This window comes from Paraglaciecola polaris LMG 21857, assembly GCF_000315055.1.
Classification (GTDB): Bacteria; Pseudomonadota; Gammaproteobacteria; order Enterobacterales; family Alteromonadaceae; genus Paraglaciecola; species Paraglaciecola polaris.
The window spans coordinates 15,539-30,540 of the sequence record NZ_BAER01000057.1; the positions used below are offsets into that span (position 1 = coordinate 15,539).

10 protein-coding genes and 1 CRISPR repeat array are annotated in these 15,002 nt (G+C 45.9%); of the genes, 4 read left to right on the top strand and 6 right to left on the bottom strand.

All coding sequences use genetic code 11. The features are described 5' to 3' along the window. Positions 1-175 precede the first annotated feature (175 nt). A complete protein-coding gene (locus GPLA_RS11570; RefSeq protein WP_007105106.1) occupies positions 176-1,825 on the bottom strand; it encodes a cation:proton antiporter domain-containing protein in 1,650 nt (549 codons plus the stop codon). Between the two features lie 231 nt (positions 1,826-2,056). Here GPLA_RS11570 and GPLA_RS11575 point away from each other — a divergent pair, with 231 nt between their 5' ends. Further along, positions 2,057-2,416 (top strand): DUF2750 domain-containing protein, encoded by a 360-nt coding sequence (locus GPLA_RS11575; RefSeq protein WP_007105107.1) that lies wholly within the window; start codon positions 2,057-2,059, stop codon positions 2,414-2,416. A gap of 82 nt (positions 2,417-2,498) precedes the next feature. On the opposite strand, the gene GPLA_RS11580 is transcribed toward GPLA_RS11575, so the two are convergent. Further along, positions 2,499-3,902, bottom strand: coding sequence for a GntP family permease (locus GPLA_RS11580; protein ID WP_007105108.1), 1,404 nt, complete (start codon positions 3,900-3,902; stop codon positions 2,499-2,501). A 166-nt stretch (positions 3,903-4,068) separates the two neighbouring features. Next, positions 4,069-4,422: a RidA family protein gene (locus GPLA_RS11585; protein ID WP_040514592.1), complete on the bottom strand. Its 354-nt coding sequence runs from the start codon at positions 4,420-4,422 to the stop codon at positions 4,069-4,071. Positions 4,423-4,817: 395 nt separating this feature from the next. Between GPLA_RS11585 and GPLA_RS11595 the strand changes: the two genes are divergently transcribed. Genes GPLA_RS11595 through GPLA_RS23495 form a run of 3 tightly spaced genes read left to right on the top strand, consistent with a single transcriptional unit; the run spans position 4,818 to position 9,547 of the window. Further along, the gene (locus GPLA_RS11595) at positions 4,818-5,492 is read left to right on the top strand and encodes a hypothetical protein (RefSeq protein WP_007105111.1); all 675 of its coding nucleotides are present in this window, start codon (positions 4,818-4,820) and stop codon (positions 5,490-5,492) included. Position 5,493: 1 nt separating this feature from the next. Further along, positions 5,494-9,393, top strand: a complete 3,900-nt coding sequence (gene pulA / locus GPLA_RS11600; protein ID WP_007105112.1) for a pullulanase-type alpha-1,6-glucosidase — start codon at positions 5,494-5,496, stop codon at positions 9,391-9,393. Beyond that, positions 9,344-9,547 carry a hypothetical protein gene (locus GPLA_RS23495; RefSeq protein ID WP_007105113.1) on the top strand — a complete coding sequence of 68 codons (204 nt, stop codon included), beginning with the start codon at positions 9,344-9,346 and terminating at the stop codon, positions 9,545-9,547. Before pulA ends, GPLA_RS23495 begins: the two co-directional genes overlap by 50 nt. A 134-nt stretch (positions 9,548-9,681) precedes the next feature. Here GPLA_RS23495 and GPLA_RS11605 read toward each other — a convergent pair whose 3' ends face one another. The 3 genes from GPLA_RS11605 to GPLA_RS11615 form a co-directional block, all read right to left on the bottom strand. Then, positions 9,682-12,765 carry a UvrD-helicase domain-containing protein gene (locus tag GPLA_RS11605; RefSeq protein ID WP_407636148.1) on the bottom strand — a complete coding sequence of 1,028 codons (3,084 nt, stop codon included), beginning with the start codon at positions 12,763-12,765 and terminating at the stop codon, positions 9,682-9,684. Positions 12,766-13,048: 283 nt separating this feature from the next. Beyond that, the gene (locus tag GPLA_RS11610) at positions 13,049-13,489 is read right to left on the bottom strand and encodes a hypothetical protein (RefSeq protein ID WP_040514594.1); all 441 of its coding nucleotides are present in this window, start codon (positions 13,487-13,489) and stop codon (positions 13,049-13,051) included. A 269-nt stretch (positions 13,490-13,758) separates the two neighbouring features. Continuing rightward, on the bottom strand, positions 13,759-14,307 hold the full coding sequence (locus tag GPLA_RS11615; RefSeq protein WP_007105116.1) for a TrmH family RNA methyltransferase: 549 nt from the start codon (positions 14,305-14,307) through the stop codon (positions 13,759-13,761). A 102-nt stretch (positions 14,308-14,409) separates the two neighbouring features. Further along, positions 14,410-14,976: a CRISPR direct-repeat array (repeat unit 28 nt; unit sequence TTTCTAAGCTGCCTGTGCGGCAGCGAAC). Positions 14,977-15,002 lie beyond the last annotated feature (26 nt).

Below are 15,002 nucleotides of genomic sequence, written 5' to 3' on the forward strand. Positions count from 1 at the left end.
ATTGGGAGCCTAAAGGAAACGGTTAATAAATTCGACGCACAATGGTAACTATTTTACGACAGCTAAGTAAAGAAAAATCCCCATTCCAGCTAGATTATAAATAGACCCGTTATAAAATTGTTATTCCAATTGCTTATAATTCAATCAGAAAATCGCATTAACAATGACGCCAAAATTAGTCACTAATTGAATCTAGATTACTCAAGTGATCGTTATTTTCAAAACGCGCCGCCATACTCTTTTTTACCAATAATCGTGCAGTTTCATGCTCCGCATGCACAAAGGCAGAGATCCCCATTCCATCCAGGGCCTTTTTTTCATCTTGGCTGTTTATTTTCACTATCACTTTTGCATCAGGGAAATAATCTAATAGCGCTTGGCAGATTATTTTTTTGGTCAATAACGTCGTTACCGTCAAAATGACACTGGCCGACTGCTCAACCTTTAGCGATTCAAGCACGGGTCTTTTATCTAAATGGCCAAAATACGCCATGTAACCGCGTTCACGGGCCAGTAAAACATGCTGTAAGTTATCTGAGATGATCACAAAAGGCCTGCCATTGGCAGTAAGCTCTTTAGCCACAATTCGCCCCACAATAGCGAAACCACAAATAATCGTATGCTGATGGGCATCGATAGGGGTAATTTTGTCAGATTCGAAAAATTCAACCACAAAGTAAGACGCTAATTTATAGATATTGTTCACCATAAACGGCGTAACTATCATTGACAGCACTGTCACTAGGATCAAAAAGCTGCCGAGTTCATAGGAGATAATATTTTCGCTGATCGCTAATGAAAAAATAGCGAATGAAAACTCCCCGATTTGGCATAGGGCAATGGCCGTTTTGACCGCATCACTTTTGTTAGACTTACGCCGAATAAGGGCGAAAATAAACAAGGCTTTAATGAGCATAGCCAAGGCTAGAACAGCCAATACCAAGAAAAACTCTTGATAAAAATAACCAATATCGATTTTGGTGCCGATGGAGAAAAAGAACGCACCAAGCAAGATGTCTTTATAGGAAGCAATGTCTGATTCGACTTTCACATGAAAGTTAGTTTCAGCGATGATCATGCCGGCAATAAACGCCCCGAGAGAATACGTAAAGCCCATTTCATGAGCCAATAACGACGCGCCGATGACAATGGTCAACACAGAACCTAAAAACAGCTCTTCGAGCTTGGCATTGGTTGAAAAGTGCAATAACCATTCAATGAGTTTTTTACCCAAAGTGAACATAAAAACGATAACCAATGTAGCCGACAATACAGTGTTTAACAGCACATCCCCCATCGACAGCTCACTGTTCGCCAAAAAACTAATTAATAACAAAATAGGGATAACCGCTAAATCTTGAAAAATCAGGATGGCCACAGACTTTTCACCGTAAGGGGTGACCACGTCTTTTGATTTTTTAAGATAACTGAGCACGATAGCAGTGGAAGATAAGCTAAACGCTAAGGCGATAATAACCGACGCGGTGGTGGTTTGAACAAAAAGGTAATGCGCTATGGCAAAAATAAATACGGCGCTACCAGCAACTTGCACAAAGCCGTTGAAGAACACCAGCTCTTTCATCTTTTTCAGTTTATTAAAAGACAACTCCAAGCCAATGGTAAACATTAAGAATACAATACCAAACTCACCTATCAGGTCCAGCGAGTGCAGTTTTTCACTGTCATTAAAATGGAATATATTACTGATGATCGTACCGGTAATGATGTAGCCAATAATGTGCGACACCGAAAACTTTTTCAGCACTATGTTCAACACACTGGCAATCGCCAATGAAATAAAAATAATCAGTAAAATCGAATCCATACTCATCCTATCCATAATTCAGTTACAGCAATGTAAACAAACAGCTAACAAACTTATAACAAAAAGGAACTACAAACGCAGTTTTTTGCCTATATCGGAATAAGCAGAATAAACCCAAGCCCGCTTTATGTCCATGTGATTAAGGCATTATGGGTAAAGTTAAATCATCCGTTGTGAGTGGCTTAGTTACTCCGTATCATTGCGCCACAAACCAGCCACTTAGAGCTCACCATGACAGATAAAAATATAGATTCAGCCGATTTTATGGCACACGTAAAAAACACCCAGGTTCTGTGGGCATTACAAGATAAATCCAGTGAAGGTTGGGTTATTTTGGATTCCATTAACTTTGAAGAAACTGACGTGATGCCCCTATGGTCAAATGCTGAATTAGCCAAAGAACATTGCATCGACGAATGGCAAGATTACGTTCCCAAAGCAATTTCGGTATCTGATTGGTTAGAATTTTGGGTTGAAGATTTAGCCGAAGATAATGTCGTGATTGGTGTGGAATGGCGTGACGGTGGTGAATATCTAGAAGTCGAATTGTCAGACTTCAGCCAAATGCTCGCCGAAGTTGAAGCTTTCTAAACAAAGCATTTAATTAGATTCCACAGGGGTTATCAGACCTAAAAAAACAGCAGCTTAAGCCGCTGTTTTTTTGTATAACGAATTAAAATATCCAGCTTAGGGTTAACGCAAAGATAAAGGCAATGCTGCCTAATAAGGTTTCCATCACCGTCCAAGTGCGCAGTGTGGTTTTTTCATCCATGTTGAGCAAGCGGCTGACCAACCAAAATCCTGAATCATTAAAATGCGACAATACCGTTGCTCCCCCTGCTATCGCAATCACTAAGCAGCATAAATCGACCGCTGATAAGCCAGTTGTTACTGCAACCATTGGGGTTAACAACGCTGCGGTTGTCGTCAATGCGACCGTTGCCGACCCCTGCGCTACGCGTAAGCAAGCAGAGATAATAAAACCTGCAACAATTAATGGCATGCCGGTATCCGCCAGTAAACCTGCCAAGGCTTCGCCGATGCCGCTTGCTCTAAGCACGCCACCAAACATACCGCCAGCACCTGTGACTAAAATCACGCCACAAATAGGCGCTAACGACTCACCGCACCAAGATTCTATTTTTTGCATACCATAACGGCGACCAAAAATCGCAATACTAACAAGTAAGGTGATTAATAACGCGACGGGTGTTTTACCCAATAGGCGCAACGAGTGTACCAAGGAACTGTCCCCGGCAATAGCTTGTGCGGCGATGAGGGTATTGAGACCCGTGTCCATGAAAATCAAAAATACCGGTAGCAACAAGATGAAAATAACACTGGCAAAACTAGGCAAGCCCACTGAATCTAGTTCGTTTTTGGCTGCCTTGCTATCAGTGCTATCTGCGCTTGAAACGAACAGTGAATGTAGCGGAATATCAAAACGTTTACCTGCGTACTGGCCGTATAGATAAGCCCCTAAAAACCAAGTAGGAATTGCAATGGTTAAACCAACCAACAGCAATAAGCTAATATCTGCCCCCAAAAATTCAGCCGCCGCCACAGGCCCAGGATGGGGCGGCACAAAGGCATGCATAACCGCAAAAGCGCCAGCGGCGGGTAATGCATAGGTTAACACTGAACCATTAAAGCGATGTGCCACACTGAAAATAATTGGCATCATAACAATTAAGCCAGCATCAAAAAAAATCGGGAAACCAAAACACAGTGATGCTATCCCCAGTGCCAACGGCGCTTTGTCAGGGCCAAAACGATTCACCAAGTTATCCGCTAGCACTTGTGCCCCGCCTGATACTTCCAGCAGCTTACCGATCATGGCACCCAATCCGACCAGCAAGGCAACCGATGCCAACGTGCCACCGAAACTTCCCATTAAGGTAGGTACAACGTCTATGACCGCGATACCAGCACATAAAGCCGTTAGTAAACTCACCAGAGACAGGGCGATAAACGCGTGCAGGCGCAAACGTACAATTAACCACAAAAGCGCAAGTACCGCGCCTAGCGCGACGCTTAATAAATACCAAGGCTCGTGTACTACCGACAGGTTTTGCATAATGAATCATTCGATTTGTTGTTATTTAACAACAAATTAACAGTAAAAGGCGCTAAATTCATCTTTTTGGCGTCTTTTAATTACAAAAAGACGATAAAGGGTACCGTATCAGAATATTTGGCCGAGCCGATGCGGCCCGAGCCCAGTAAGCTTTAAGGCAAAGACCTTATTTTTGCGCAGCGACCACGGATATCTCAACCAGCAGCGCTGGTCGCGCCATCGCCGCCTGTACACATGCTCTTGCAGGTGCGTGTCCTTCGGGTATCCACGCATCCCAGACTGAATTCATCCCTGCGAAATCGGCCATGTCTTTAATATAGATAGTCGCAGATAACAGGTGTTCCCGAGAGCTATTTGCACTCAGTAGTAAGTCATCAACCTTGTCTAACATGGTCTGAGTTTGTTCTTCAATGCCTTTACTGGCATCAGCGGCGACTTGGCCACACAAATAAACCGTACCTTGGTGTATCACGACCCGGCTCATTCGTTGCTTTGTTTCTTTACGTTCGATTGTAGTCACGCGACCCCTCTGAATTATTCGTTCTTAATATATAAAATCAAGCTTAGGAGCATAACAAGCCAAGCCCACCAAGGGATAGTGTTTACTTCGACTATCAATATACGCGTTGCACGTCATGGGATGTTTCTACACAAGAGTACGGGGTAGTTGGCTGCATCTTGACCCATATATTAGTAATCGCCCCCGATTTAATTGCACCGTACATTTACAAAGAATATTGGCAAGGTCGACTGCTTGGTAAATCAATATTCCAATTTCACTGCATACGTATTCATGTCCTTTTTGGCCAAATTCAATGGTCATACGTTTTTTTTCAATTAAAGTTTTATGTAAATAGATTGCCAATAACATGTTGCGCAAATGCATTAACAATTCTAACTAAAAAGGCTGAAACATTGAAAACCACACCCAAAATATTGACATTATTGTGTTTATTACTCACTACCAGCGCTCAGGCTGCGTTGGTTACCAATGGCGACTTTCAAAGTTGCGACTTTGCCGGCTGGGACAACTATACCGATGGGGTACGTCATACTAGCCCGAATACCGACTTTGCTATCGTAAACAATGCTGGCGCATGTCAGGCAAAAGTAAGTATCGATGTGGCCAGTGGTGCCAGTGCATTTTTTGCCAATACCTTGTCAACCGAAATAGATTTTACGGCTGCAAGTAATGCTCAGTTATGGCTTAGTTTTGATTGGGTATTTAGCGGTTTTGACGATGGTTCGAACTTAGCCGATGTATTTTTCGTCAACTTCACTAACAGCTTAGGGGATATAACTGGCGCTGATGCAAACCCTGGGTTTTTGTTCGAGCCTACTAGCACTTACGGTGCGGGTACCTATTCCATGATGCTTGATAATCGCTTTATTAATCAGTCAGGCTGGTTTTTAGATTTCAATCTAGAAGGTGGATTCACCCCAGATTCCTTTTCATCCACGTTATTGATCGACAACGTGGCCCTTAGGTCTGCCCCGACAAATGTGCCTGGCCCCCCTATGTCAGCGTTGTTATTACTTGGCGCTGCGGCGTTGTTTACGCGACACAAACAATCCATCCGGACTATCTAAAATGAAATTACTTATCCGTATAAATCTATTATTGATGCTGCTTTTGGCACCTTTGGCCGATGCCGCTTGGCAAAATACCGACAGCGGTGATTTTAGTTACGCATCGCGACCCGTTTATGACCGCGTTAATCGCCAATACAGCGCCATTGTTACCCTGACGAACACAGGGAATGCTATCAGTGGCCCTATGCGTGTGCTGTTCGATGCCAGCAGTCATGACATCATGAACAGCCAAGGCACTGAAAGCGATATACCTTTTATTGCCTTAAGCATCAATGAACTCGCTGGGGGGGCATCTCACCAGTTCACGGTTAAGCTTAGTTTAACGCGTGCGGCACTCGCCATGGACATGCGGTTACAAGCAGACCTTGCCCCTGATACGGGCCTGACCTTAGCGGATAATCAAATTGCCTTATTTTATAAGCGCGAAGACGCTAATTATCAAGGTTGGGGATTGCACGTGTGGAATGGTGAAGGCTGCGGCGATTATGGCGCACCGACCACTGATGATAGTCACTTTGCCAACTGGGCCGATCCCTACCCTGTTGATGGTGAACACCCAGTGTATGGCGCCTATTATATTTTGACCATTACTCCTGGCGCATCCTGTTATAACTTTATTGTGCATAACGGTGACAACAAAGCCTTGGGTAACAGCAATAGTCGTTTTGAACCCGCCAATGGTCAGCAAGCCTTTGCGTTTGATGGTTACCCCGAGCTTTGGTATGAGCCCATCGAATCTCGCCCTTTTTCCATTGATGGCGCTAAAGCACACTGGATGACCGCAAATACTTTAGTGTGGCTCACTGCTACTAATGCAGCCGAATATCGCTTATACACCTCAGCCGAGGCCGGTTTATCCAATGTGAATAATGACAGCTTAGCCAACGCCAGCTTTACTCCCTTAACCATGGCGAATGAGGACCCAGCAATATACGCACAGGACCCACAACTAAGCGGCTTTAGCGGTTTTTACCTGAACCTCACCGACACCCAAGCAAAACAATGGGCCAAACAGCAACTACTTGCCGTGGCACTTGATGCGCAGGGCGAACTGCTCGAGGCAACCCGAGTACAGATCCCAAGACTTATAGATAGCCTTTATACCAATGGCCCAGACGACGCAGATGAAGCAGAGCTTGGGGTAACTTATACCAACAGCACCATTACCGCGACGCTTTGGGCGCCCACCGCCACTGGGGTAAATTTAGTGGTGTACAACAGCAGTAAGCACGCTATTGCCAGTCATGCCATGAGCTTGAATACCCAAAGTGGAGTTTGGTTCTACAGTGGGGCTAGAACAGCGCTTGATCGTCAGTTTTATCAGTACGATATCAGTGTTTTTCATCCACTGACCCAACAGAACGAACAATTAACCGTTACTGATCCCTACTCCGTTAGTTTGGCGACTAACGGTCGTTATAGCCAGTTTGTTAATTTGCATGACGAAGACTTAAAACCAACTAATTGGGACACACACACGGTACCCACTATTACCGACCCAGAAGATGCAGTTATCTACGAAGGACATATTCGCGATTTCAGTATTCTTGACCAAAGTACTAGTGCAGCCCATCGTGGTAAATATCTGGCCTTTACCGAACTCAACTCTGTGCCGATGCAACACTTACAACGTTTACAGGCGGCAGGGTTAACCCACTTTCATGTATTACCAGCCAATGATATTGCCTCGATCGAAGAAGATATCAACCAGCGGGTAGATTTAACCGATAGCGTTGCTAAATTATGCCAACTCAATAGCGCGGCGCCTGTCTGTGGCGTGCAAAACGAGCAAGATACCCTGTTACAGGTGCTGCAAAGTTACGACCCCTCAACCACTGATGCTCAATCACTCGTAGAGTCTATGCGCGCCATGGACGGGTTTAATTGGGGTTATGATCCTCAACATTTCGCTGCACCAGAGGGCAGCTACGCAACCGATCCAGATGGGGTGAGCCGTATTATAGAAATGCGCGCCATGAACCAAGCCTTGCATCAAATCGGACTACGGGTGGTACTTGATGTGGTGTATAACCACGCCGCTTCATCTGGCCTATCTGATAATTCGGTGCTAGACAAAGTCGTACCTGGCTATTACCACCGTTTAAACGAAACCAGTGGCCAAATTGAAAACTCCACCTGCTGCGAAAACACCGCCACCGAACACAAAATGATGGCTAAATTGATGAATGATTCACTGGTCAGTTTTGCCGAGCATTTTGGCTTTGACGGCTTTCGTTTTGACTTAATGGGGCATATTCCCAAACAAGGGATTATGGATGCTCGTGAAGCCGTGCGCGCCGTAGATGCCGATACCTACTTTTACGGTGAAGGCTGGAACTTTGGCGAAGTCGCCGATAACCGGCGGTTTGAGCAAGCGTCGCAACTAAACATGGCGGGCAGCGAGATTGGTACTTATTCAGATCGCCAGCGCGATGCGGTGCGTGATGGTGCTCTGTTTACCGGCGGCAGCATTAACCAACAAGACGTCATCCGTGTGGGTTTGGTGGGTAATGTCGCCAGCTATCAGTTTGTGGCCGCTAGCGACGCTTATGTATCCACCTACGATTACCAATGGAATGGACAACCAGCGGGTTACAGTGATGATCCGGCCGATACCATCAACTACATATCCAAACACGATAACGAGACCTTGTGGGACAAACTGCAATACGCTTTGCCAGAGGGTTTAGCAATACAAGACCGAGTCCGTATTCAAAACGTGGCGCTGTCTATCCCCTTGTTAAGCCAAGGCATACCCTTTTTACACATGGGCTCAGATTTCATTCGTTCTAAATCCATGGACCGCAACACCTATGATGCTGGCGACTGGTTTAATCAGGTTGATTTCACCCTACAGACCAGCAACTGGAACAAAGGCTTGCCGCTAGCCCAAGACAACCAAAACAACTGGGCCGCCATTGGCGAGGTCAGCGCTAACCCCAATAGCGACTTTACCACCACAGACATTCAGCTCTCAGCGGCATTGTTTACAGAATTTCTGCACATCCGCAGTGCCAGTAAGTTGTTTCACTTAAATAGCGCCAAGGATATCGCCCAGCGCATTAAATTTTACAATACCGGCAGTCAGCAAATCCAAGGCCTGATTGTAATGAGTCTTGATGATGGTATTGGCTTAGATGATATAGACAGTAACAATGACGCCATAGTCGTGCTTATCAATGGCAGTGCTTCAGCGCAATCTTTTGCGGTGCCTAACGCCAATGGTTTTGCATTACATCAAAGCCAACAACAATCCGCCGATACCAGAGTACAAAGCGCAACGTTTAGCGCCGGTACCTTTAACGTACCGGCGCTAACCACGGCTGTGTTTGTTAAAGCACAAAATGGCTCACAAGGGTATGGGTTATCGGCCTTGCCCCCTTATGCAGAACAACCTATCTATTTACGGGGTGACTTTAATGAGTGGGACACGTCATTACCCTTTAGCTACCAAGGTAATGACACCTATGTGGTGAATGCAGACCTATTACAAGGGGACTATCAATTCAAAATTGCCGATCAAGATTTTGCAGCGGTCAATATAGGCGGAGAATTCACCGTACCTGTCGCAGCGCCTGCAATCCTGAGTAACGGAGCCAATAATTTGAGTTTGAGCTTAATTGCTGATGGTCGCTATGAGTTTGTATTAGATGCTGCCAATAGCGCTAATCCCACATTAACGATTATTCCAGATGATCCCAATGCGATCCCTCCCCCCTATGGTAACCATATGCCGTTATTAAGGGGCGACATGAACGGCTGGGGTACCACTTCGCCGCTGACCTACCAAGGTAACGGTATATATCGAGGGGTGTTTATGCTTGATGCCGGCGGCTATAACTTTAAAATTGCCGATCAGGATTGGGGGGGGCAGCGGCGGCCTAAATCTAGGGGCTGATATAGATGTCGCACTGGCCACTACCGTCACGCTTTACCCAGGCTCTGGCGATAACCTGTTTATCAATCTATTCAATAGCGCCGAATGGGTGTTCACCTTAGATGCCAGCGATGTGACTAGCCCAACGCTAACGGTGACTGAGCAAGCGCCGTAAGCAAAAAGCGTTCAAGTCGCCGTGAAAAAATGGAGCCCACGGGCTCCATTTTTATGACTTACCGTAAAATCACTTTGCCTAAAATCGCATTGATAAATTCCCTATTTAAAAGCAACTGTTAGCCAATCTCAGGTTTATACCACAAGGTCAGCCGGCAAACTCAGCGCACTCCGGTCTACAGTGTGTTGGCAACTGGGCTGCTCTTTGCCACGATAATTAGCACAGCCCCAAAATGCCCCTCGGGCACTTTGACGCAATTGCATGTCGCCATTACATTCAGGACAAAGTGGCACACTATGCCCACAGCTTGCGTCCAAGCAAACTTTAAAACCGATGTAACGAGTGCGGGTCATGGGACTTTGACAGCGTACACAACCCGACTCTGTATGCGTACACAAGGGAAAGTGAGTACAGCCATAAAAGGCGCCAAACTTTCCTGATTTCTCATTTAGGGTACCAGTTTCGCAACTTGCACAGTTAATGTCAGCGAATAAACGCTGCACCAAGGAGGTTGTAAATTCCGCTAATTCCACCCCGTTCGTCTCATTTGCCCCATTTGCCTGACTGGCTTGCTCAATCAGCTCCACCACAAAAGGGCTTACATTGCTCATATCAGCCAGAACATACACACGATTTTTGGCTCGAGTTAGCGCCACGTAAAATAAACGTCGCTCTTCTGCAAAGGGATAAGCTTCTAACTTGGGTAACAGCGCCTCTAACAAAGGCGGGGTAATTTTACTTGCAGGAAAGCCATGTTGACCTTTTGTCATGCCCATAATCACCACACAATCGGCTTCTTTACCTTTTGCGGCATGAAATGACAAACACTCAATATGCAAGCTCGGGTACTTTGCATTAAGCATCCCTAAGGTGGATTGATCAGGCAATTGAAACCAGAAACGCGCCAGTAAGAACACCGATATGCACGATGATGTACTGTTTACCGCGCTTGTATCATCTCGACTAACCGTACCCGCATCGGCTTTGTAGCGCATGGCAATAGCAGTCAATGCCTGCTCAGTCGCGTTTGCACTGGGCTCGTCAATGGTGGCGCCTTGTTGTGAACCTCTGCGCAGAATCGACACTCCAGGCTGCGCCACCTGCACAAACGAACGCAGGTCTTTCTTAAGCTGAGCCGGGTTCTGGCTGATAAATTGCGTAGCAACATGGCCAATTTGGTTATTAAATCTAAAGGTGAGATCTAACGTGTTTTCAGCTGCACTGCCAAAATAATCCCTAAAATGCGTAGTCAAACTAACATCCGCGCCGCTAAAGCGATAAATCGCTTGCCAATCATCTCCCACACAAAAAATTGATGCTAGGGTGTTGCTGCTACCCTGCCCGCTCGCATCACGCAATGCCTTTACTAACCGAGCACGCGGCTCTGATATGTCCTGAAACTCATCCACCATAATATAACGCCAAGGAACCGTAAACTGTCCCTGTTGCACATACCGCAAAGCCGTCGCGATCATATCTTCGAAGTCTATTTCCCTGGCCGTATTCAAATGTTGCTGATACGCATCGTAAATAGGGCGTAACAACGCAAATGCACTACGTACCTGTTGGCTATCTGCTGCGTTAACAAACATCTGCTCTACACCATTTTCATCCAAACAAGCCGCTTTATACAGGCTGATTAACTGGCTAAACAGGCTAGCCAGTTCAGTCACTCTATTTAATTCATGTAAGGTGGCGAGTATGGCTTCATCTGGCAGCGGCGAATACACCACATCAAAGGCTTGCAGCAAACGTTCAAGCTCGGGTAATAACTGAGCATTTTTGTGCTGAAAATAAAACAATTCAATACACACTGTGCCACGCGTTTTGTGTAGCTCACGCTTCCATTTAATCCCATCGTGGTAAGCCGTATTATCAACGTAAGTAGCAGTATTGCCTCTTTCATCAATACCATAATATTCTATGTACACCCCATACTCTGATAGGTAAAAGTCAGGTTGATACTGAGAAAAATCGCTATTGGCCACATCGAACTCATAGTTAACCTCATAACCATATTCAATGCCGTTTTTGAACAACCAGTTGGCAATATACAACTCGCCAAAACTCTTAACTCGCTCCCCTTTGAGCGTACGAATATCGTTATCGTGCAAATAGGCGAAGTAATCCCCCTCGCTGGTAAAATCAAAGGGGCTTTTTTGCACATAATAATAATGGCTAAAATATTCGAACAATTGCGCTCGATAAGCTGACTGATCAATCAAGATTTCTAGGGTATCTTGTACCCACTTATTCTTGGCTTTGTCGTCATTCACCCAAGGTGACAAGCTCGGTTTTCGTCCTTCCACCTCAGCGATAATTTTCAGGCCTAAGCTATGAAAGGTACTGGCTTTAATATCATCGGTAGCGAGTGTGTATTGAATGCGTTCGTTCATTTCACTCGCCGCTTTTTTACCATAGGCCAGCAGCAGAATATCTGCCGGCTGTGCCTGGCCACTGACGACTAAATATCCGGCTCGCCCGACCATCACACTGGTTTTACCGGTACCCGCCCCAGCTAATAACAGGTTATTGTCGTCATCTATTACGCAGGCGCGGCGCGGCTTGTCCGTCAATGGATTTGACTCGACTTGCGCAAAAAAATCGCCGTAGGTGCTTAATTGTTGCTGCACATAGTTTTCACGCAGGGAATCTATCCCTTCGTCGCTCCAGCTATGCATGGTGCACAGCTTACGCAAGGCGGTTTTTATATCGTCGCCTAATGCCACGTTTTCAGACCAGGGTAACCAACGTTCGAACTCTCTAATAACCCGAGCTTGAATTGCCTGTAAACGAGATTGGCGCAAGTAACGCACTTGTATGACATGCTCAACTCTGCTGACAAATTGCAGCAAGGCTTGCTGATGATGCGCCGCCCATAAACGCTGAACCTGCTTTACACAGCGGGCAGTACTGCGATAGCCCAAAAAATGTATGTCATAAACAGCCCCCTTTACACGAAAGGTCATAGTGGCGCCCAACCAGCGCCATTCGAACAGAGGTGGCGAGTCAAGTTGCTGCCACGAAAGTAACTGATTATTCGCCTCACGGATGGACGTTACGCCTTTAGGCAAAGTGATACCATGTGCATTTAGCCCAATCGAGCCCTGCAGACGTGAAAACCAGCGGCCAAACCAACTCAGCGCAATCCTATCTTGAGTGCCGGTTATATGTGTATTCTGTGATTGCTCAGTCGACTGCGCAACCGTCGAGGTAATGACTGGGGTGGGTTTCGAACGCAAAGGTAACCTACTTCATAATGGTGTAATTTAGGGGGAAATCAGCCGCCGGCAGTAATCACCGCATCAGCTTATGGGGCTATCGTTAGCCTGCCGTATTGTAGCAGTCACTAGGGGGTATACGTACAGTACTTATTGCCAAGTGATATCGATTCAAAACTAAGAATCGACGCATTAATCAGCGCACAATCACTCACGTTTTAAATATGCTGGGTTTTCGTCATGATACTGGGCGCCGCAATGGATACGGATACGGCCCCTATCAACCGTCGATGCTAACGGTGGCCGTTTGGCTTTGGCGAAGTGCTGCCAACTTAGCATCTAAGGCCAGTATTTGGTCCACAATATTTTGCATTTCGATTTGCGCCAAGGTGCGATAGCGAATTTCCAAAGCACGGTAAAGCTGGACAAGCCTTCGACACTCCGCCTGATGCGCATCGCAGTTTAGTCCTTTATGTATTGCGCTCAAAATAGCGGCCAAAAGTGTGCCGATTGCTATCCAAGAGGACGCACTAAGACCCAGTAAATACACAGAGGAGTCAACGAATAACCCCGACCCTGCGAGCCCCCCAAGTAAAGAAGGGACCAAGACAGTGATCCAGTTGGTTTTAGAAAAGATTCGCAGTTGGCTATCAAAATACGTTGCCCGCTCATCGCACTCAACTTGACGCTGAGCGGCAATATCTTGGTAATTATTCATCATTTTTTGTTCCTCCGTTTTGTCCGCTAATGAGCTAAAAAACCACTGTGGAGTGAATGACAAAACGGGTAATGTCCCTGAGCACCACTTCCTATCCAGAGCATATTGATACAACACGCCCATGATTATCTTTAAATGATTTTTAGCCTAGATAGTGCAAAGCGCAAGGGAATATAAAGGGCGAACAGCACATGAAATAACAAAAATGAGTGGATCATTTCTGTTTCAATTATATCAATCGCAGCATGCCCCGGATGGCTGAATAAGGTGACTTAGCTTTGTGGCAATTTTCTGATTTGATTGGCGCATTCGGCTAAAACAATCGCCCCAGCGGTGGCCACATTCAACGAGTTACCCATGCCAAACATAGGAATATGTATATGTTGATGGCTTAACGCCAATGCGGCTTCACTGACACCTTTGCGTTCATTGCCTAACACTAAAACACAAGGTGAAGGGTAAGCAATCTGGCTATAATCCACAGACGCTTGGCATAACTCAACACTGTAGATGCCATAACCCGCATCTAACAAGGTTTGCAAACTTGCCGTTGTGCTATCGCTATATTCAACACGCACCCATTTAGCTTCATTTCTTGAGGCTTTTTTAAATTTTTTATCGGATATGGTCAACGCCCCGCAAACAATCACTTTTTCAATCCCAAAGGCATCAGCCAAGCGAATAAAAGAACCGATATTGTAGCTATTGGTAACATTGTCTAACACCACCACTAACGGGATTTTGCTCTTGCTTAGGTATTCATCACGGCTCGGTTTGTTTTTTCGAAGATCGTCTTTGCTAAGTTGTATTTTTGACGGCAAGGTGTTTACTCTTATGACTAAATGAAGGCAGCGGTGTTGCGTATATGACTGTAACGCCTGAGACTAAATTAACATGCTTGCTCAGGAAATAGCACCTCACGTTTTGTATACTGCCTGTGCGGCAGCGAACTATTACCCATAGAAATGGGTTTCTTTGTGAAATTTCTAAGCTGCCTGTGCGGCAGCGAACCACCATATGTCACCATTTCATCGGCGCACCAATTTCTAAGCTGCCTGTGCGGCAGCGAACCTGCATTTGAGTTTAGGACGCTCAATGTAGAATTTCTAAGCTGCCTGTGCGGCAGCGAATGCGTTGATAGGCGCTGAAATCGCAGCGGGAAATTTCTAAGCTGCCTGTGCGGCAGCGAACCAGTTGCCGCCGCTTAACAGCGCGGCTTTAAGTTTCTAAGCTGCCTGTGCGGCAGCGAACGTGCGATTGCGGTTATTAGCGTGATGAGCATATTTCTAAGCTGCCTGTGCGGCAGCGAACCAAAAGCAAACTGGGCATATCTTGCGTCTATTTTCTAAGCTGCCTGTGCGGCAGCGAACTAAGAATTAGACGCTGAAACTTTAGCGCCAAATTTCTAAGCTGCCTGTGCGGCAGCGAACTAGGATAGCGTCACCACGAACCATTACAGCTATTTCTAAGCTGCCTGTGCGGCAGCGAACTAGATGCTAGTAACAAGTCTGCATCC

What these genes read in the sequence shown, in the direction of transcription:
- GPLA_RS11570 (WP_007105106.1), bottom strand. Translation starts at nt 1,825, where the DNA reads ATGGATTCGATTTTACTGATTATTTTTATTTCATTGGCGATTGCCAGT.
- GPLA_RS11575 (WP_007105107.1), top strand. Translation starts at nt 2,057, where the DNA reads ATGACAGATAAAAATATAGATTCAGCCGATTTTATGGCACACGTAAAA.
- GPLA_RS11580 (WP_007105108.1), bottom strand. Translation starts at nt 3,902, where the DNA reads ATGCAAAACCTGTCGGTAGTACACGAGCCTTGGTATTTATTAAGCGTC.
- pulA (WP_007105112.1), top strand. Translation starts at nt 5,494, where the DNA reads ATGAAATTACTTATCCGTATAAATCTATTATTGATGCTGCTTTTGGCA.
- GPLA_RS11610 (WP_040514594.1), bottom strand. Translation starts at nt 13,489, where the DNA reads ATGATGAATAATTACCAAGATATTGCCGCTCAGCGTCAAGTTGAGTGC.